Annotated in this window: 17 protein-coding genes and 1 pseudogene; 11 read left to right on the plus strand and 7 right to left on the minus strand. The window is 68.8% G+C overall.

The window, feature by feature from the left end:
- The first annotated feature begins 119 nt into the window (after nucleotides 1-119).
- Together VN520_RS06620 and VN520_RS06625 are read left to right on the plus strand one after the other, a co-directional pair.
- A complete protein-coding gene (locus VN520_RS06620; protein WP_325745904.1) occupies nucleotides 120-386 on the plus strand; it encodes a hypothetical protein in 267 nt (88 codons plus the stop codon).
- A gap of 900 nt (nucleotides 387-1,286) precedes the next feature.
- A pseudogene (locus VN520_RS06625) lies at nucleotides 1,287-1,519 on the plus strand (WhiB family transcriptional regulator); the annotation flags it as partial.
- 164 nt (nucleotides 1,520-1,683) lie between these two features.
- Here VN520_RS06625 and VN520_RS06630 read toward each other — a convergent pair.
- Complete coding sequence (locus tag VN520_RS06630; protein ID WP_325745905.1) at nucleotides 1,684-2,010, minus strand: hypothetical protein; 327 nt, start codon at nucleotides 2,008-2,010, stop codon at nucleotides 1,684-1,686.
- A 466-nt stretch (nucleotides 2,011-2,476) separates the two neighbouring features.
- A complete protein-coding gene (locus VN520_RS06635) occupies nucleotides 2,477-2,923 on the minus strand; it encodes a hypothetical protein (RefSeq protein ID WP_325745906.1) in 447 nt (148 codons plus the stop codon).
- Between the two features lie 322 nt (nucleotides 2,924-3,245).
- Between VN520_RS06635 and VN520_RS06640 the strand changes: the two genes are divergently transcribed.
- The 4 genes from VN520_RS06640 to VN520_RS06655 all read left to right on the plus strand — a co-directional run bounded on the left by VN520_RS06640 (nucleotide 3,246) and on the right by VN520_RS06655 (nucleotide 6,921).
- Nucleotides 3,246-3,704: a hypothetical protein gene (locus tag VN520_RS06640; RefSeq protein WP_325745907.1), complete on the plus strand. Its 459-nt coding sequence runs from the start codon at nucleotides 3,246-3,248 to the stop codon at nucleotides 3,702-3,704.
- Nucleotides 3,701-4,891 carry a hypothetical protein gene (locus VN520_RS06645; protein WP_325745908.1) on the plus strand — a complete coding sequence of 397 codons (1,191 nt, stop codon included), beginning with the start codon at nucleotides 3,701-3,703 and terminating at the stop codon, nucleotides 4,889-4,891. Before VN520_RS06640 ends, VN520_RS06645 begins: the two co-directional genes overlap by 4 nt.
- A 422-nt stretch (nucleotides 4,892-5,313) precedes the next feature.
- The gene (locus VN520_RS06650; RefSeq protein ID WP_325745909.1) at nucleotides 5,314-5,745 is read left to right on the plus strand and encodes a hypothetical protein; all 432 of its coding nucleotides are present in this window, start codon (nucleotides 5,314-5,316) and stop codon (nucleotides 5,743-5,745) included.
- A gap of 96 nt (nucleotides 5,746-5,841) precedes the next feature.
- On the plus strand, nucleotides 5,842-6,921 hold the full coding sequence (locus tag VN520_RS06655) for an NYN domain-containing protein (protein ID WP_325745910.1): 1,080 nt from the start codon (nucleotides 5,842-5,844) through the stop codon (nucleotides 6,919-6,921).
- Nucleotides 6,922-6,971: 50 nt separating this feature from the next.
- Here VN520_RS06655 and VN520_RS06660 read toward each other — a convergent pair whose 3' ends face one another.
- On the minus strand, nucleotides 6,972-8,489 hold the full coding sequence (locus tag VN520_RS06660) for a hypothetical protein (protein ID WP_325745911.1): 1,518 nt from the start codon (nucleotides 8,487-8,489) through the stop codon (nucleotides 6,972-6,974).
- A 662-nt stretch (nucleotides 8,490-9,151) separates the two neighbouring features.
- On the opposite strand from VN520_RS06660, the gene VN520_RS06665 reads away from it, so the two are divergent.
- Nucleotides 9,152-10,018 (plus strand): hypothetical protein, encoded by an 867-nt coding sequence (locus VN520_RS06665; protein ID WP_325745912.1) that lies wholly within the window; start codon nucleotides 9,152-9,154, stop codon nucleotides 10,016-10,018.
- Here VN520_RS06665 and VN520_RS06670 read toward each other — a convergent pair.
- The 3 genes from VN520_RS06670 to VN520_RS06680 form a co-directional block, all read right to left on the minus strand.
- Complete coding sequence (locus VN520_RS06670; RefSeq protein WP_325745913.1) at nucleotides 9,912-10,862, minus strand: hypothetical protein; 951 nt, start codon at nucleotides 10,860-10,862, stop codon at nucleotides 9,912-9,914. The genes VN520_RS06665 and VN520_RS06670 overlap by 107 nt on opposite strands.
- Before the next feature lie 728 nt (nucleotides 10,863-11,590).
- A complete protein-coding gene (locus VN520_RS06675; RefSeq protein WP_325745914.1) occupies nucleotides 11,591-11,878 on the minus strand; it encodes a hypothetical protein in 288 nt (95 codons plus the stop codon).
- Between the two features lie 82 nt (nucleotides 11,879-11,960).
- Nucleotides 11,961-13,499, minus strand: a complete 1,539-nt coding sequence (locus VN520_RS06680; protein ID WP_325745915.1) for a hypothetical protein — start codon at nucleotides 13,497-13,499, stop codon at nucleotides 11,961-11,963.
- A 458-nt stretch (nucleotides 13,500-13,957) separates the two neighbouring features.
- Between VN520_RS06680 and VN520_RS06685 the strand changes: the two genes are divergently transcribed.
- The 4 genes from VN520_RS06685 to VN520_RS06700 all read left to right on the plus strand — a co-directional run bounded on the left by VN520_RS06685 (nucleotide 13,958) and on the right by VN520_RS06700 (nucleotide 17,939).
- Complete coding sequence (locus tag VN520_RS06685) at nucleotides 13,958-15,103, plus strand: MFS transporter (protein ID WP_325745916.1); 1,146 nt, start codon at nucleotides 13,958-13,960, stop codon at nucleotides 15,101-15,103.
- A gap of 26 nt (nucleotides 15,104-15,129) precedes the next feature.
- The gene (locus VN520_RS06690; protein WP_325745917.1) at nucleotides 15,130-16,470 is read left to right on the plus strand and encodes an ATP-grasp domain-containing protein; all 1,341 of its coding nucleotides are present in this window, start codon (nucleotides 15,130-15,132) and stop codon (nucleotides 16,468-16,470) included.
- A gap of 168 nt (nucleotides 16,471-16,638) precedes the next feature.
- The gene (locus VN520_RS06695) at nucleotides 16,639-17,733 is read left to right on the plus strand and encodes an aminotransferase class I/II-fold pyridoxal phosphate-dependent enzyme (RefSeq protein ID WP_325745918.1); all 1,095 of its coding nucleotides are present in this window, start codon (nucleotides 16,639-16,641) and stop codon (nucleotides 17,731-17,733) included.
- Nucleotides 17,734-17,738: 5 nt separating this feature from the next.
- Nucleotides 17,739-17,939 (plus strand): hypothetical protein, encoded by a 201-nt coding sequence (locus tag VN520_RS06700; RefSeq protein ID WP_325745919.1) that lies wholly within the window; start codon nucleotides 17,739-17,741, stop codon nucleotides 17,937-17,939.
- 601 nt (nucleotides 17,940-18,540) lie between these two features.
- On the opposite strand, the gene VN520_RS06705 is transcribed toward VN520_RS06700, so the two are convergent.
- On the minus strand, nucleotides 18,541-18,759 hold a 219-nt coding region (locus tag VN520_RS06705), incomplete at its 5' end, for a hypothetical protein (RefSeq protein ID WP_325745920.1).

Here is an 18,759-nt window from a genome sequence, read left to right on the forward strand (position 1 = left end):
CCCGGCCGGCTCCGCCGGACCATCGGCGTCCTGCGCCGCACGGCCCAGGCCCTTCGCCGCGCCGCAGCCCACAGCCTCCGTTCGAGCAACGATGCCGTGGGCGACCATCCGGACCGCGTTTGAGATCCTGCGCGACGCGGAGTGCCAAACCCGCCCTCGACGTCATCGTGGACATGGACCCGCTGGACGACGGAACGATCGGCGCCGAGATCATCGCCTGCGAGCTGTTCGTCGACAGGCCCATCGAAGATGGCACCTACGAGCAGGTCGCAGCCCTTCTCGGCGACGCCACCGAGTACCCCTACAGCCAAATCCACTACCCCGTGAACAGCGATGGACCGGGCCCGACCGCACCCAGCCGTACACGCGCGACCAGTACGGCGTGACACGCTGGAACTGGTCCGGCGGCGACGGGATGGCCCCCTTAGCCCCGGCCCGCCGGCACCCTCGAAGGGCCCGGCGTGCAGCCGGGCTCTTCGTCGTTCGATGACCGAAGACGGCGCGGGGCCGCCGCCAGGTGTGCAGCCACGCCCCCCGCACCTGCAGGTCACTTCGCCGCGACCCCTGCTTGCCCAGTGCCTTCTCGAGTCCCGTCCCTGTCGTCGACGGGGGTCGAGCAGTCCGCCGATGCCCTCAACGTCATCCCACGCCCACGCACTCGGCTGCACGCTACTTCCGCGGCCTTCCCCACGAATCGCAGCGGCGTCGGCGGCACTCGTTGGCGACTCGGGCTACGGCACATGAGGGACTGAAGGGACTGAAATATCCCACCTGTATCAGAGAGGCGAAGGCGGCCGGCTTCCGTCACGATGGGCATGGGCCCGACCGGCCGCCCCGGGTGGGAACACTCTCCCACTTCCGAAGCACGCACCAGTGCGCAACCCCACAACTGGCCCCGTCCTCTGCGGGCACGCGTGGGTCATGGACACTTGTGACCGGGCACGTTGTCCTTGGAGCTCTCTACAGTGGGCGCCACGGCAGCCGGCGCAGTGCCGGAAGCAGGGCGAGAACGGAGACACGAGTGCAGGACGCGAAGGGCCCCTACGCCTAATGCTTCTCCCACGGCGTTCTCCACCACTTCCCGGCCTCCTCGACGCCTTGGTGCACAGCCACCTGGGCGTGGCTGACGGGTGAGAGCAGCGAGGGGGCCCTGGCTGCCAAAACCACGCGCTTCGGCGAAGCACGCTTCCTCGATGCCCTTCCCCTGACCGACCAGCTCGCTCTCACCGGCGCAGGGCAAGAAGCAGGGCCGCGCTGAGACGGCGGCTGGAGCAAGGGGGACGGGGATGAGTACATCGCTGAGTTTGCGAGGCGAGGCCGCGTGCAGGGTCACAGATCCGGAGACCCTGTTCGAGACGGGGCCGCACAGAACCGAGCCAAGGCAGTGTGCACGGCCTGCCCGGTCAGGCTGCAATGCCTGGTCTACGCCCTCGACCAACGCGAGTGGTTCGGCGTGTGGGGTGGCATGACGGAAAGGGAACGCCGAGCCCTGCTGCGCCGCCGCCCCAGCGTCACATCGTGACGTCATCTGCTGGAGAACGCCCAGGCCTCAGTCGAAGTCGGCACGGCCACCGGCCGCACGCAGTCCAAGGGCGAGCTGAACACCAGACCCGCCGTTCAGGGACACAGGGACACCCAGGGGCACATTCACAGCAAGACTGCTGACGCGAGCCGCCCGTACCGTCAACCGCCCAGACCTGCAGGTGTCTTGGGCTCAGAGACGACCGGTCGCAGCCGCCGCGGACTCACCACGCCCCGCGCCAAGGCGTTCCCCACCGGCTGCAGGACCAGGCCAGTTGATGGACCAACCGGGTCCGCGACCCTCACTGGCTCACCGCCCGGACCATGAAGGCGACGCTGCCAATCCAGCACCACCGCCTCGGCCTTCTCGCGGCCGGCCGGCAGCGCGGGCACCTCGGCCTGCCGCAGCAACTCCACGTGCTGCTCGCCGCGGGCGTACAAGGACAAGAGCCCGCGCACCTCGGTGACCAGCACGCGCGGGTAGGACAACTACAGGCGGTAGCTGCGCCCCGCTCGCCCGCCGGGACGCAGGAGTGGGGCTGCCTGCAGGAAGCCGTCCGTCCACCAGATCCGGGTGTCCACCACACGGACCAGACACGGTCCGTAAGTTGTTCGCCCCCGCCAGACCTCAGCGCTGGAACCAGGCATCGGATCCCCCTCACCTCAACCGGGCTGGTGAGTCAACTGTAGGAGGCATCAGGGTACTTGCGGGACTGGCAGACGAAGGGGAGCTGACGCCCGGTCCCAACCCTCGTCCGGGCCCTCGGGGTGGCGGGCCCCTGCACTTCCTCGTCGGGGGCCATCCCTCACGAGGGGGTGGCCCCCGATGACGACCCCAGCCAGTGACCGGGCCAAGAGCATCGGCCCCCGTTGACGGGGTTCGAGTTCTCCTCACCCGGGCTGACGGGATGGCATAGACCTGCTCACCAAGGTTCCCTGCCCGAGGACCAATCCGTCACCTTCGACCCTGCCGCGCGGCCGCAGTCTCGGCATCGGCCAGTACCGCGAGGGTGTCGGTCATCGATCCATCCGAAGCGAAGGCACGGTCGATGACTACAAGAAGGTCTGTACTACGTACATGGGTATAGAACGACCGAGCGTTGTTCAGGTGAGTCTGCCAGTCGTCGGGATCTGGCTCCGGACTGCCACTCGGGTAGCCGGCCGCGCCCATCCAACCGTGCAGATGCGACACGATCATCTCGGCGTGTGGCCGATGGTCGTACACAGTGCCGCATTCGGGATGCTCTTCGTCAGCGCCGAGGTGACGAAGGTTGCCGGACCAGTCGGGCAGGGGGCGGTGGGGGCGGCAGGTGTAGATCTGCCAGGCGAGAGCGCGCTTGCGGCGGCGAAGAGTCGTGTACTCGGCCGGCTGGGGGCAAGCAGTGACCTGTCGTAAGTTCATGCGGTGCAGTGTCGTGGCAAGCCCGCGGGGGTTCCGCTCCGCAGGCCCACACCAGGGGTGACGTGGCCCACAGCATGGTGCGTAACTCAGGCCCGATAGCCAGCGGACGCCGAGCGGGGCACAAGGAGCAGCACCGTCAGTGTCGGTTCACCCGCGCTGCTGCTTCCCGCCCCGCGGGAAGCCCCCGCACCGGCGTACCGCCCACCGGTACCCGCCCATAGCGGAGCGCTCGCGGGTTCCCGCTCGGCTCGCCGCGACCGGCAGGATGGACGGCATCCGTCCCCAGGTACATAGATCGAGCAGGCAGAAGGAGAACGCGGCGATGTCGATGGACATGGATTTCCCCGTCCCGGACTTCGACGGGGCCGCCCAGACTCGGGCCGCGCAGAACCAAGGTGTACGCCGGGCGGTGAGCCAGGGACACCTGGCCCCTGACATCGGGGCAGCGATGATCTCGGCGGAGGCCGGGGACTGGCTCGCCTCACAGGGCTTCGAGGCGGTGGCCTCCCTCGATGACCTTGAAGGCCCTTCCAGCGGCTCAGTGGAGGTTCCTGCCCGTCTCGCGGATCGCGAGCTCTCCGGCCGCATCGATCTCGGCCACGCCTGGCACCGCCTCCAGCTCTATCGCAGGCTGCTGCTCACCGGTACCGCCGGTCAGCAGCGTCAGCTCCTCAACCGGGAACTCTTGCAGCAGATGTGGCCCCAGAGGATCGGGCCGCCCTCCCTCTTGAGGGTCTGGGAGGACCGCTTCCCCGAGCTGCTCCAGAGCCCCCGCGCGTGAGAAACGAACAGCAGATGGAGGTCGCCAGCCTGGCACTTGCAGCCTGCGGCAAACGGGGCTACAGCCTGGCAGGCAGCCTGGCCATGCAAATCCACGGTGTCAGGGGCGCCCGCGACTCCGACGACGTGGACCTCTTCGTCAACCAGCTCCTGGACGACGCCGAGACCGTCCGCCACGAAGTCGCCCAGGCGCTGGAGGCGGCCGGCTACCACGTCGAGCAGGCCACGACGTGGGGGGTTACCGACGAGATGGCGACCGCGCAGAACGGCGAGATGGTCGTCAGCCACCCTGACCACGGCACGGTCAACGTGCAGATGGTCTGCGTCACCCGCTACCTCAAGCCGGTCACCCGCGACGGGATGCCGGTGACCGCGATCAGCGAGTGCCTCTACCGCAAGCTCGAAGCGCTGCAGAACCGCCTGAGCACGAAGGACTTCATCGACCTGGGGCTGCTCCAGGAGCACATGGGTCAGGCCAACGCCGACCGCTACATCAGCCTGTACATCACCGGGCTCGCCCAGCACCAGGGCCGCCCAGAGAGCGAACTCCAGCAGGACCTCTACCAGGCGTTCGCACAGGTGGCTCAGGTTCCCGACGAGGGCTTCGCGGCTTACGGGTACACCTCGGCCCAGGCGGTCGAGCTGCGCACGGCCATCCTGACCTGGGCAGACCGGCTGGCACCCGAGTCCAATCCGATGCGCCGCGACACGGCGATCGCCTCCGGACACCTGCCGATCACTTACCAGGATGCGCAGGCCGCGCTGAACCGCATGGCCTGCAGCCCTTCGATGACGAGGCTCTCCGACCAGCAGCTCAGCTTCTGGCGGGCCGAAGTCACCTCCAGCCTCCTGCAGGCCATGGCGGCCCGACGGAGTACCCAGCCCGCCCAGCAGCAGTTGCACCCGATCTCCAGTGAACTGGAGCGCCGCGCCCAAATCATTCCGCACGAACGGGTTGCGGAGGATGCCGTACGCAGAGCGGAGGAAGCCGAACGGATGGCTGGCGGTGACCCCGGGCGCCTCGGTCCACTCGGCATCCTCGGCCGTCTCAGTTCGCCTCCGCCTCCGCCTCCGACCCCGGGCCCGGTGCCCCACCAGTCCCAGGCCTCGCCGGCCGAGGCTCTACGGCACCAGCAGCACCTCGGTGCCCAGCAGTACGCCCAGCCCGGTACGGGCAAGTACGCGTGATCACGGGCGCGGCGACGACGTGGGGGACACCTGAGCGTCGGTGACCAGGCGCAGGGGCACACAGGGACACAGCTGACGGCAATATGCCCACCGCCGACGCGCCGCGTTCACCCATCCAAGGCCTCTGGACGCCCTGTAGAGGGCAGGCAGGGACACAGAGGGACACATCTGCTGGCAACACGAACCAAGTCGACCACCGGGCGGGCATCGCGCCTCCCTGACCCGCCCACCAGACGGGAGAGACGAAGGTACCTGCCCGCCCCATGGGCCGCGTGGCCTTCGCCTTCTGTTCCTTCGCGATCGTGAGATCCCTATGCCAGGCGCACAAGGACGCGTCAGCAGCCGTAGGGGAGTGATGGTGGAGCAGGGACATGTCGGCCATCCCACCCACACAGTCCCAGCACCTGTTCAGAGGAGAGCCCGTGACACACGGCACTGTCTGGATCTACACCGAGGGCTACCGGGAAGGGAACAGCGCCGCGCGCCTGCTCCGCGCGGACAAGGCCAATGAGATCTTCCAGCTGGACGCCGCAGCCGTGCTCGTCAACGGGACCGATACCGTCTGGAACCCGCGCACGCCCCCGTCACGGCCCGAGGACCTCCCGCCGCAGTTCCTGATCGCCCTGGCCAAGGCAGTGCAGACGGCCCGCCGTGCAAGCGGCGACGGATACGACCGGGTCGTGACCGCCCGGCACAGCGCGAGCGACGGATGGCGATGGCACGTCTGCCGCCTGGAGGAGATTCCGGATCCGCCCCAGCCCGACCCCCTGCCGCCGGCCCTCACCGCTGCGACACGGGCGGCTTGGGGGATCCGCCTGCCCGCAGAACCCGAAGCGGGCAGCCCAGCGGTCTAGGAGTGCCGCCCGAAGCCCCGTAAACGGCGAGTCCGCGAGAGCGGCATGTGATGGACTACCGGCTGAGTAGGGACTGCTCACGGTCGAGGGGGGAACGTGGACCGCTGCATCGTCCTAGTGGACGCCGGATATCTCCTGGGCGCGGCCGCGACCCTGTTGACGGGTGACGCGGCACGGTCGCGGCTCTCCGTCGACCATGGGCAGCTGATCGAACAGATACGCCAGCGCGCCGAGGCCGATACCGGGCAGCCGCTCCTGCGTATCTACTGGTTCGACGGGGCCCCCGAACGAGTGCCCCAGCCTGAGCACCGTCGTCTGCGGGTGATGCCCCGGGTCACGGTGCGCCTGGGCCTGCTCACCCGGGTCGAAGGACGGTTCCAGCAGAAAGGCGTGGACGCGGCCATGCACGCCCAGCTGACCGAGCTCGCCCGCAACCACGCCTGCAGCGACATCGTCCTGATCACCGGCGACGGAGACCTCCTGCCCGGGGTGATGGCAGCCAAGGATCATGGTGTGGCCATCCACCTGTGGGCCGTCCAGGCCGCCGACGGCGAGTACAACCAGTCCGAAGACCTGGTGGCGGAGGCCGACGAGCGGCACCTGCTGGACCGCGCCTGGCTGACACAGGCCATCAAGGCCGCCGGTTCACCCGCGGCCCAGCAGGAGACCGACAGCCCAGCCCAGCCCTCGCGCGAGTGCGCCGAACCGGACGGCGAGCCCGAGTCTCTCCCGGCTGCGCCCCGGATCCCCACCCCGAGGGCGCTGGCCCACCGCCCAGCACCGCCCCCGGCCGCCTTGCGCTGGTCCTCGGACACCGGCTGGGTCGACTCCGACGTCGGGCTTCCGCTCCTGAGCGATCTCACCACCTCCGAACAGGAATGGGCGGACCGCGAGTACGACATGACCCAGGTCACCGGCGAGCCCAGAGAGGTCGGCCGCACTTTCGCCACTCGCTGGACCCAGCGACTGCCACACGACCAGGCCGCAGAGCTCATCGACCGGCTCGCCGAGGCCAACCCCCGCATCCCTCGCTCTCTTGACGGCGAGCTCCTGCGCTATGCCGCCCGCTTCGGCATGATCGGCAACGAGGAGATCAGCGAAGAACACCGAGTCCACTTGCGCGCGGGATTCTGGGACGGCGTCGCGCCAGCAGATCGGCTGACTCCCGCCCGCTGAGAACCGAACCGCGGCGGGCGTGGGCGGCAGCGCATTCGATCACGACCGTTCTACTCGCGCAGCGTCAGACCCCGCAAGTATCGGCGCCCGTTGCTCTTGACCAAGGTGCCTACGTCCAGCACGTACAGGATCTGCTCAATCATCACGCGGGAAGGCACGGGCCACAGGCCGTTCTGCTCACACCAGTGGGCATACGCGGCGCGGAGCTGGGCCAGGCCTGTCCGGCCGGCGGTGTCCTTCACGCAGCGCTCCTCCAGGAACTGGCCGATCGGGTCGGGGAGATACGAGGGCGCGGGAGCGGGCAGCGCCGCGAGAGGAGCGGAGCCGCCGGCCTGGTGGCGCTCGATGTAGCGCCGGGCTCCGGTCAGCATCCACTGAAGAACACCCGGCCCTTCTTGCTGGACGACACGGCGTCCCAGCCCCGGGTCGAGCTGGGAAGGGGACTGGGTGAAGGGGATGGACCTGATCAGTTCCTGCATGCTCTCTGGTTGCAAGCCGACGTGATGTGCGACGAACCAAACATGGGTGGCGAGCCGCATCTGAAACGGAGCAGCCCACTGCTGCTGCACCGTATGAACGCCCTCCGGCGCAACGGGCAACCGGGACGGCGGCTCCTCGACAACGATCAGGCGAGCACCACGCAGGCCGACCAGATCGGTTGCTCCGACACCGCCGAGGGCCCTCCCGGGAGCGACCTTGGCGTAGGACCCCATGACCTCGGCCACGATGGCCAGCAAGGTCGACTTACCCAGGCCTGCCCCGTTCAGGAGAGGAATCACCCGGCCGCTGACGTCGCCCGTGAGGGAGTAGCCCAGCAGAAGCTGCAGGTAATCACGGATCCGCTGACCCTCCATACCGTCACCGAAGGCGTCGAGGAGGAATCGGTCCCAGAGCGGAGTCGGCCGACTGTCGGGGACCACGCTCGTACAGCGGGTGGCGAAATCCCGGCGTGAATCTGCCGCGCGTCGGCTGCCGGATGCCAGATCTACCAGGCCCTCCGGGGTGCACAGCATGAAGGGGTCCGAGTCGAGCATCAGCGGATCGACCGTGATCTCCTCCGTCGCCGCAGTCAGGGTCAGCAGGTCTCGCCACGCGGTCGCTGAATTGTCCCACCACGGTTCGGCAGACGAATCAGGCACAACCTGTCGGGCCAACTCCTCGAGGAACTCGGCGGCTGCGAGCCGGGGCAGCCTGTCATCAGCCAGGATCTCCCACCGGTGCCCATCGAAGGACAGCCATCCCAGTCCCGTCGCATGACGGAACCGAGTGCGGTAGCGCTCCGCGAACAAACGCGCAGTGCCGAGCGGTGTGAAGGGTTGGACCGCAAGGCCGAACTGATCTTCTGCAGCGCTCGCAGGGCGGGCGCAGGGGAGGCCGGAGGCGAGAGCCTGAGCTGCCTGCCGGATGCCGGCCTGGTCCAGGACGGCCAGCAGCAGCCCCAGCTCATGGGCCTGCGTAACTCGACGCAGGGCTTCCTGGTGGCCGATCTGAGGGGTGATCTTCCTCAACTCGCGCGCGATGCGCCGCTGATGAGTCGGGTTGGGCCGGCGGGACTTGGGGGAGGTCATGATCAGCTCCTGTACATCCCGGCGAGGCCGCCCATCTCGACCGACGCCAGGGCGTACGGAACCTACAGACTGCGCCGATGATCACCCCGCCCCCGAGCGGCGGCTCGGTTCACCCTCCAGCAGGTGATGGGCCCTGCCGAGGCACGTATGACGGATACGCCTGGAAGGAGGATATCTCGTTCCACGGCTTCCGCTTGGCACCCCGGCTGCCGGGCACTCACCGCTTTCCAGGGCGAGCCAGGTCACTCCACGTCAGCAGAGGCTCGCGCCACGGCCACTCCCCGGGCGGAACCGGCGCCAGCCCGAGACGCTCGCGCACGGCCTCGTCCTGCCCGCATGGCCCGCAGACGCTGATGTCGCGCTCCACTACGATCCGGGACCTGCTCCCGGCGTCCTTAGGGAAGGCGCGAAGAGGCCCAGCGCAGCGTGGGCAGGCGTTGGTCGGTTCAGCGTTCATGCCCTCAGAGTAGGGCTTTCGGATTCTGGCCGGAGGCGGTTCTAAGTCTGAGGAAACCAGGCCATGCATCAGATACCGCCTGGGACGCGGGACGCGTAGGAGCACCCTGCCCGTACGACGGGACCCAGCGCACGCCTCATCCCGGTCCCTCTCCGCAGCCTGCGAAGATGCCTCTGGACTTGTTCGGTGGGAGGGAGGAGAGAGCGTGGCGTCCGGAGAGCCGCGAGGCCGATTGCTCGTAGTCGACTTCGACTTCTTCTTCCACAACCCCTACGAGGGGCTTGCCGCTCCGCACCGCGGGGATGCAGTTCTGTACGACTGGGCCCACGCGGAGAACCAACTGCTGCGCGAGATCATCTGGCCGATCCGTGCGGAGGGGTTTCTGCGGGCCGGCATCGAGCCGCCTCGCTGCGAGGGATACGAGAACTTCTGGGAACGGTTCACCTTCACCAGTGACAACCCGCCGTTGTTCTACGCGGACTCCAACCTTTACGCAGGCCGGCTCAGCCCGCGCCACTACGCGCTGTTCGATCTGGAGATCACCGCGTGGCAGGACGTGCACCTCTTCGACGCCCACCACGACAGCGGCTACCCCCACCAGTACGGTCCGGCGTCCTTCGAGGAATGGGCCGAGTCGGGAGAGTTCTCGTGCGAGGACTGGATGCTCGTCCACCACGCCAAAGGCAGCCGTCTTGCCCTCACCTACCCGGCCTGGCGCCCGAACGGCGACTCCCACCCGCCCATGATCCCCCTGCACACGACCGTCGACGACGGCGGTGAGGCAGCGCTGCCGTTCGATGCCGTATTCCTGTGCCGGTCAGGGTCGTGGGTGCCCTCCTGGTGCGACGACCAGTTCACGGAACTGCTGGCCGCCTTCCCCGGCCGGGCCCACCTCTTCCCCGGAAGCGAATGGGCCCACCCCAGACTGGATCCACTGCCCCATGCGCGGCGCATGGCTGACATCTTCACCGACCTCCGGGACCGACTCGAAGCACAGGCCATATCCGCGACGCTGCCCCCCGCGACCGACTACCGCCGCCGTGCGCCCCCACGAGCAACTGCCCGGCTCTGAGCAGGCCCGCGCCCACCCGAGACGCTGAAGCGCAGACACCCAGCAACGGACGGAGAGCCTGCTCCAGAGCGCCAACGCGGGCTAGCACCGCCGGGGCTATGAGCCCGCGTGCGCGAAGCCGGTCACGGGCGCCCCACGGCCAACGCCAGCGAACAAGGACGTCCACGCGGACCCCGGGAGTGTGCGGGTCAAGCACCGGCTGGCCGGGAGCTGACTGGTGCATCTCGAACGCCTCGTGCACGGCCGCCTCCGCCAACGCGGTTCCCGCGCACAGCAGCATCGCCGCCTCCGCTCCGTGCCCGTCGTAGAGTAGTTCGGCGGCGCGCCACCCCCGCAGGGGAAAGGCGATCAGGCCCTGATCAGTCAGCACGGGATCCCGCTGCGGGTCGTAGCGGCGGGCAGCGGTCGGGATGGAGCGGTCTCGGCAGCCGATGAGGAGACCGGCCCGAATTTCGGCAAGAGTGAGCTGGTCGATGGAGAACCGGGTCTCGGGGTGCAGCCACCGGCCTTCCAGCCGCCATGCGTCGGCCAGCTCCAGCCACACCGGATGCCCCATGTTGAACAAGGCGTCGTCAAGCGGTGGCAGCCCCGCCAACGGCGGATGCGCGGGCAGCGACCACGCGGGGTGCGCGCTGCGCCAGAGCGTACGGGCCGAGTCCCCGTTGACGGCGACGTCCACGTGGGAGATGTACTGGTTCAAGGGCACGGTGCCCCAGGTGAAGTCAGCCATCCACTCATCGACGAGGGCTGCTCCAGCGATGGCCCACGGCACACCGGATGCATCCGGAGGCACCGCTTCGACAGCCTGGCCCGGCTTGGCCAGGCTCGTGGCGTGGTCGTTCACCGCGGGGCCTCCGGATCCAGAGCCTGGGCACAGGCCGGACAGGTTACTGGGGCTGTACCGGCGAGCCAGTGGTTCTGGGCACCGGCGTCCAGGTAGTAGCCGCATGCAGTGACGGATGCTGTGGGCGGCTGGTGTTCTGCGGGAGGGGACAACGCGAAGAGCGCCTCGCCGGCTGAATACTCTGCTGTAGGAGCCGAAGCGCTCGGCTCAGGAGAGACGACGGCAGGTGCAGTGCGAGCTGCATGGACGTTGCGGCCGCCGAAGAGACGTACTCGATGTGGGTGGACCGCAGCACTGGCGGCCGCCTGCACGGGGGCGCTGGCGGTGAGGTAGTAGCCGGTCCTGCGCTCTGTACCGCGCCGGGTTGTGGCAGAGGCGTGCAGCTGGCTGATCTCGATGCGCCGTGCGTTGACTGCACGGCCGTCACTGCGGACAGTGACGATGTCTGCCTTGTGCCACCCAGACTGCGGGTCCTCAACGACCCGGATCCGGACCTGTGGGGACACTGCTTCGCTTGAGCTCCTCGGCAGGGCGCACGACAGGTACTCCTGGCCTGCCCGGACCCTGAATTGTGCCGACACCGTCTTCACTCCTCCTGTTCCGATGTGCGGAGACCGGCCCGGCAGCACCAGGTGCTCCACGCACAACCCGCCCACAGTCGATCAGCAAGCAAGGACCATTCAAGAGGGTTCCGGCGTCAGAAGGGCAACTCCCTTGGCAGGTGGCCGTTACGGCCGTGCGGCGTCAGCTGCAGCGGTCAGGGAGGGACGGGCCATGCGCGTGATCGCCAATTCGGCCTGCTGAGGAATCCGAACGCCAGAGCCGATCTGACGGCGGATCTTCCGGATCCGCTCGTATGCCAGCGCCTTCTCTGTCTCGCTCGCGGCGCCCTGCACGACAGCAACCAGACCAACCGCCGTCGCCAGCTGCCGGGCAACCATCGGCTCCAGGTGCGAGGTGCCGAGGTGGCGTGCATGGTCCTGCGCGCCGCGCCAGGACACCTCCAGCTCGGTCACCGCCTGGTGTTCATGCCCGAAAGTGGCCCATCGCCTCCTGTGCGGCCCAGCCTCCGGACGGGAGCCTCCACTATCCCCGCCCTCACGCGGACGGCATCGGGCAGCTGAGGGCGAGGACTCGGTCGCACAGCCGGCCGCTGACGTGCGTGTCGGACACCGACACGTTCGTAAGCCACTCGACGACGGTCAACTGTTCCACCAGGTCCCCGAGCTGGCTGGAGTCGACTGCGCACAACCCGGCCAGCGTCTCGATCTCAAGCCCCCGCCCGAACGGGCCCAAACGCCCGTCCGCGCTGCTGTGCGCGGCACAAGCGAGCGCGAGCAGCCGCACCGCGGCGGGTGCCTTCTTCTTCCGGAGCGTGCGCTCGCCGACAGCCTTCTGCGTCCACCCGGACAGCTTGGCCCGGGCCGCCTTGCCGAAATCGAACGGGCCGCGACCGCCGCCGTGAGGGAGGAGCGAGGGCACGATGACATGAGTGGGGTTCTCGGAGGTGGAGGCCAGGAGATCGGCCGCTGTCCCGGGCAGCCGCAGCCAGCCGGCGTCGACGAAGCCCTGGAGGAGCTGTTCGGCATCGCCCAGAGGAAGACCGTGCACATCCAGGCCGGTGACGTTGCCACCGCCCCTGGACGCGGTACGCAATGTCAGGAGCAGCGTCAGCAGGCGCCCCTCCGGCCCCGGAACCGGCGCGTGATCACGGACGTAGGCGAGCACCGTACGGGCGTGCGCCCACTGGTTCGGCCCGGTCAGTACCCGCGCAACGGCTCCCTGGCCGGTGCGTTGCTCCTGCTGAAGACGAGCGTTGGCTGCCGCCTGCCCGGCACGCCTGGCTTCGGCCCGCAGACTTCCGTCGCCTGTCACATCCGCCCAGGTGAGAAAGGCGCGCGCCTTGCGATCATGCAGGCTGGCCAGCAACTCCAAGTCGGGCTTGTTGAACTGCTGGTAGGACCGATATGCGTCTCCGAGTTCGATGAGCTCGTCGCGCAGTACCGGTTGTAGATCATGCGGCACCACGCGTTGCGCGATCTTCCCCCACCGCTTGGCCCGGCGAGACCTTGACGCGGCCGCTCGGGGCGTGGGCAGCCGCTTCCCGCCGCCTTCCTCCTTCCCCGGTGCAGCGACAGAGAAGACCGGCGCCCCCACCCCGGCCCCGGCAGCACGCACGGGACCATCACCCGCGTCGGAGCCAGGGGTTGCCTCCACGGCGGGGGCGGTGGCCACCACGCGGGCGACGGGATGGGCCGCCGCGCAGCGTGAACAACACTCCCATGCCCGCCACCAGCGCCCGGTCGGATCGGTGACGACGGCCAGCACCACCGCCCCTCCGCAGCGTAGAGACCCGCCCGCAGGCCCCTGCCCGCCCTTCTGGGAATGCGCCTGGCAACCTTCCGCGCGGCATGCACACGACGCATCGCGTCGCGGTTCTCCAGCGGCCCGCAGGTGGGCCTTCAGATGGTTAGTGGCGAAGGCTCGACCCTGAGCGGCGGAGTCCAAGCGTTGCGGTTTGCAGGCAGCGCGACTGCAGGTGACCTTCACGGCTGCCGCGCCGCGCCCCGCAGCGTCCAGACGTACGGTCCACACCCGTCCCGTCACCCGCTCGCTCGCCACATGGGCCTGAGTCATCAACCGCTCCTCTCCGCTCCACGGAAGCCCCGGAACTGCTAGTCAACATCATCCGCTATCCGCCAACCCCAGCGCAGGGCACTGGCCGTGCGGCATCAGCCGTGACCACTGGCTTGGACCGATGCCCGGGACCCAACTTTGAGGGATAGTTCGTCCATCCCTGCGTCCGCGTGCCGCCGTGTGGGCAGATCCGCTGGTGACGAGCCTGTTCAAACCGTCAGGCGGGTCAGTGAAGCATTCATCTCCCGCAGGACGGGAGAAGTTGATTATGCGTTCGTCTGCCCCTAGCCGTCCTGGGCTTTCGCTGTTGCTATCGATCCGCACGCCACACCGCGACCCGGAAGAGGGCAATGCCTCAAAAATTGCTACTTGCTCGACCGCGCCCGACGAGCCCACCCTCAGCGGACTCAAGCACCTCCCACGGGCAACCCTGGCCTGCTGCCGTCTGGGCGCTGCTGGTGGGGACCTTCCTCGTCCGGGCCGCCGGCTTTGTCTATCCCTACCTCGCCTACCACCTTGCCGCGCGCGGGGTTGCGGCCCAGACCATCCCCCTGATCCTGGCGCTGTTCGGCGCCGGATGGCTCGCGGGCCAGCTCGCGTGCGGCGCTCTCGCCGACCGCATAGGGCGCCGGGCCACCCTGACCGGTGCCATGGCCACGGCCGCGGTCGTCTTCCCCGTGCTGGCGCAGAGCCCCACCGTCCCCGCACTGGCGGCGGCTTCCTTCGTCGCCGGCCTCGTCTACGACGCTCCGCGACCGATCGTGTCCGCTGTCATCGCCGACACCGTGCCGGACGAGCCCACCCGCGCCCGCATCGCCGGATGGCGGCACTTCGCCACCAACCTTGGCGCCGCCGCCACGGGCGCTATCGGAGGCATGCTCGCGGCCCCACTCGGTTTCCCCGCACTCTTCCTCGTCAACGCCGTCGTCTGCGCCCTGTTCGCGGTCATCGTGTTGAAGACCGTCCCCACAGGCGTACGCCGCGACACCGCCGCCCCTCTGCAAGGCAGTTGCCGGGCCGCCTTCCGCGATACGCAGCTCGTCCTGCTGTGGCTCGCGAGCGTCTTCGCCTTCATACCGGTCACCGCCCTGTACGCGGTCCTACCCCTGATGATGGCCGAGGACGGCCTGCCCCCCTCGGCCTACGGATGGTCCCAGGCCGCTGGCGCCGCAGCAGTGCTGATCCTCTCGCCCTTGATGAACGGCTGGCTGGCACGCCGCGCCTGCAGCCCCTCCCCCATGGTCGGCCTGCTCGCGGCGGGATCCGTGGTGCTGGGTGTGGGAATGGGGTCGGCTGGCTTCGCCTCCACCTCCGCAGGCTACGCCGCCGCCGTGGTCCTGGCCGTTCCCGGCGAGATCATCGCTTTCGTTGCCGCGGCCGACATTCTCAACCGGATTTCCCCCGCCTACTCACGCGGCCTGTACGCCGGAATCTGGGGGACCACCCTGGCCGCCGCCGTATTGCTGGCCCCCCTGCTCGCGGGATGGTGCCTGGTCTCAGGCGGCCATCTCCTGGTCGCTTTGGCCCTGACCGGTTGCGGCCTAGCCGGAGCAGCCGCCTGCCTCCCTCTGAAAGCTATGACCCAGCGCACTTCACCCACCTAGATCCCCCGATCACACGGAGCTCTTCCATGCCCGAAGCACCCACGTCCCTGCTGCTCCTCGGAGCCGGTGGAACCACCGCTGCCTCGGCCGCCTACCGCCGCGACCCTCTGGCGAGTATCGCCGCCGCTTACCCGGTCGTCCTCGCGGACGCGGAAGCACCCGACTGGGCCCGCCCCTACCTAACCGATCACATCACCGTCGACCTCGCCGACACCGAAGCCACTGCAACTGCGGTCAAGGCTTACGCCGCGCACCACGACCTGAGCGGCGTGCTGACCTATATGGAAAACCACGTCGTCACTGCAGCACTTCTCGCGCAACAGCTGGGCCTACCAGGCACCAGCCCTCAGTCCATGGAGGCATGCCGGGACAAATCCACCACTCGCTACCTCCTGGACGTGCACGGTGTTCCTTCCGCCCGCGCGGTCCTGGCCGACAACGCCGAAGCCGCCGTCGCCTGGGCCGTGGCACACGGCTTCCCCGTCATGGTCAAACCGCGCGCCCAGGCGGGCAGCGCCGGAGTGATGCGCGCCAACACCCCCTCCGAGGTGCGGGACGCCTTTGAGCGAGCCAGCCACGAGACCGTCCTCGGTCTTGACGCCTACGGCCCTCACGGCGTCCTGGTCGAGGAATTCCTGGACGGCCCGGAGATCAGCGTGGAAGCGGCAGTCCTCGGCCCGGGGGAGAGCCGCATCATTGCCGTCACCCGCAAAACCGTCGGCCCCCCGCCCACTGCTCAGGAATACGGCCACTGCGTCGACGCCCGCGACCCCCTGCTCACCGACCCTGAGCTGGCCCACCTGATCACGACCGCAGTCAACGCCGTCGGTGTGACCCGCGGGACCTTGTGCATCGAGGTCATGCTCACCGCCCGCGGACCACGCATCGTTGAGATCAACGGCAGGATCGGAGGCGACCTGCTACACGTACTGATCAACGAGGCCCTCGGCCTGGACCTGGCACGGATCGCGGCCGACATCGCCACCGGCGCCCGCCCGCAACTGGCACACACTCGCGAACTCAGCGCAGCAATCCAGTTCTTGTACCCGGACCAAGCTGGCGTCGTACAGCGCCTGACCCTTCCCAGCCAGCTCACCGAACAGCCCTGGGTGGAACGGCTAGAGACTACCGCGGAGCCGGGAGCTCATGTAGCTGCGCCGCCAGCAGCCACCTACGGAGACCGCCTCGCGCACTGGATCGTCCGCGGCACCGGACCCGCGCAGTGCGCGTCACGCCTGAGCCAGGTCGAGGGGGGTGTGGAGTTGCACATTGCCTCTTCAACCCGCGCGGCCACCCAGGCCACAGTTGCCCTCACTGACGTCAAGGCTCTGGCCGCCCCGAGCACCCCGCCTCTCGCCGCACCATAACCGGCAGCACTCAATGTCGAGTCCGCCCACACCGGCTCCTACCACCGCAGCTCGAAGTCGACCCCGCACCAAACCGACAGTCAGTGACCCCGTGCTCAAGGGTGCCCATCCCGCGCGCCCTTGAACAGCAACCACCATTATCATCCGCCCCTAGCAAAGGAAACAGTTGTGAGCGCTGAGCAGATTCAGTGTGATCCCAGCCGGGTACAGGGCGGCGACCTCACCCACCTCCCCGACGGGCTGATCACCCTCAACCTAAGCCTGTGCACCAACCGTCTCGGCCCACCCCCCACTGCCGTAGCCCACCTGCACGAGTTCCTCGACCACCACACCCACCGGCTGATGCCTCCGCCGTACGAAGCGCCGGCCCCCCCATACCACGCGGAGCGCCTCTACTTGGAGGCTTTCGCCGACCGGCTCGGCGTCAACGAGCAGGACATGCTCCCAGGCCGTGGGGTGACCGAGTTCCTCGTGATCCTCGCGCGCCTGCTGCGCCTGTCGAATGTCGCCGTCATCACTCCCGAGTACACCGAAACGATGCGGCTTCTCGCCTACGCCGACTTCAAGGGACCGGCCGACGGGGTACGGGACACCGCAGAGCTACGCCTGCGACGCCTGCGCGCCGCCATGCGTACCCACGACTATGTGGTGCTCTCCAACCCCAGCAATCCGCTGGGCCACTACCTGCCGCGCGCCCAGCTGATTCGGGCCTGCCAGGACAACCCTCACACCGTCCTGATCGTCGACGAGGAATACATCGAGTTCCAGGGCAACGGCCTGAGCCTGGCCGGCGCCGACGTTGCCAACTTGGTCGTCCTGCAGTCAACCGGCAAGACGTACGGAATTACCGCCACGCGGGCCGGCATGCTGTGGACCCGGCACACCCGCCTCCGCCAGTCCGTACAGGCGGAACTGCCAAGCTGGCCGCTGTCGCTCCTCGACATCACCCTGGCCCATGCTGCCCTGCGGGACGCTACCTGGCTGCCCGCAGCCCTCGCGCGGATCACCGCAGACGGCCGCCGACTGCAAACGCTGCTGACCACCCGGTTCGGTCCCGCCGTTACCGCGTCGAACATCCACTACCGGTTCGTACACCTGGAGCATCCCTATCCGGTCCTGGACCACCTCCACACCCACGGCATCTCCGCCCGGCTGTTCACCCGCACCTCACCCGGTTGCGTCCCCGGACTGCGCCTCGTCGCCCCGAGCACGGAATCCGAATTCGACCAGCTTTCCACAGCCCTGGAGACCCTGACTGAGTAGGAGCTATGAAGATCACCTTTGACACCCGGACCGAGACCTACCACGAAGCCGCCGCGCGGCTACGCCAGGCCTACGACAACGGTGCCGAAACCGAAGGACAGCACCGTCGCCCGCCGTACATGGGGAAATTCGCTCTCGAACCACTGCCGACCACCTGCCGGGAAGCGTTTGCCGGTGAGAGCCATCTGGGTGGCCCGCTTCATTGAACGTGGGCAGCCCTTTCGACGACGGCACACTGCAAGGGGCCGCAAACGACTGCGGGCTGCGGGGTCGCGCACTCGCCCTACCGGGGGTCCCATCGGCGTGGGGGAGCGTATCGGCAACTACGGGCCTCACAGTAGGGGTTGGGTCGTGGCCCGCCTTTCGCAGCCGGAGAGACAGTGACCCGCAGACCCAACGCCGTGTAACCAGGGGCCGGCCTGATCGCGGGCGCCTTCGTCCTTCTTCTGCTCGCCGCGACCGCCGGTCCGCGCTTCCCGCTGAGCCTTGGGGCTGCCGCGCTGGGCACAGCGGCCGTCGCCTCCTTCGGGACGGCCCGGGTGCGAGTCGGGCTGCCGGTCGCGGCCATCGCCTGGCTGGGCGCCGCAGCAGTTGGCGCAGCCTTGGCCTGGGGGCTGGGGCAGCACGATCCGCTCAGCTGCACGATGGCGGCCGTCCAGGCCGTGGTGGGTGCCGTACTGCTGCCCGGGTACCTACGCGGTTCGGCCCGTGCGGCCTCAGCCGGTGACGTCGGCATCAGGGACGTGCCCCCGCTCTCTGCGCGCAATGCGTCCAGTTCGGCCCACGTGCCCGGACGGGCCGAGCGGCTCACCGGCTGCCGCCGCTACATGAGCCGAGCAGGCCGCCGAGCCGGCCGGGCACCAGCAGCGCCCCGGCCGCCGCGGCGAGCGCGAACAGGACGGCGGGCACAGGCCGCTGGAGCACGGCGAGCACCGTCACGGCGGCCACCACCGAGACCACGACCAGCGCCTCACCCGCGCCGACGCGCCCGCACACCGTCTCGGCAATGGGGGGCGGCCCGGACGG

Origin of the sequence: Streptomyces sp., assembly GCF_035563135.1 — a bacterium.
Classification (GTDB): domain Bacteria; phylum Actinomycetota; class Actinomycetes; order Streptomycetales; family Streptomycetaceae; genus Streptomyces.

What these genes read in the sequence shown, in the direction of transcription:
- VN520_RS06635 (WP_325745906.1), bottom strand. Translation starts at nt 2,923, where the DNA reads ATGAACTTACGACAGGTCACTGCTTGCCCCCAGCCGGCCGAGTACACG.
- VN520_RS06640 (WP_325745907.1), top strand. Translation starts at nt 3,246, where the DNA reads ATGTCGATGGACATGGATTTCCCCGTCCCGGACTTCGACGGGGCCGCC.
- VN520_RS06660 (WP_325745911.1), bottom strand. Translation starts at nt 8,489, where the DNA reads ATGACCTCCCCCAAGTCCCGCCGGCCCAACCCGACTCATCAGCGGCGC.
- VN520_RS06680 (WP_325745915.1), bottom strand. Translation starts at nt 13,499, where the DNA reads ATGACTCAGGCCCATGTGGCGAGCGAGCGGGTGACGGGACGGGTGTGG.
- VN520_RS06690 (WP_325745917.1), top strand. Translation starts at nt 15,130, where the DNA reads ATGCCCGAAGCACCCACGTCCCTGCTGCTCCTCGGAGCCGGTGGAACC.
- VN520_RS06700 (WP_325745919.1), top strand. Translation starts at nt 17,739, where the DNA reads ATGAAGATCACCTTTGACACCCGGACCGAGACCTACCACGAAGCCGCC.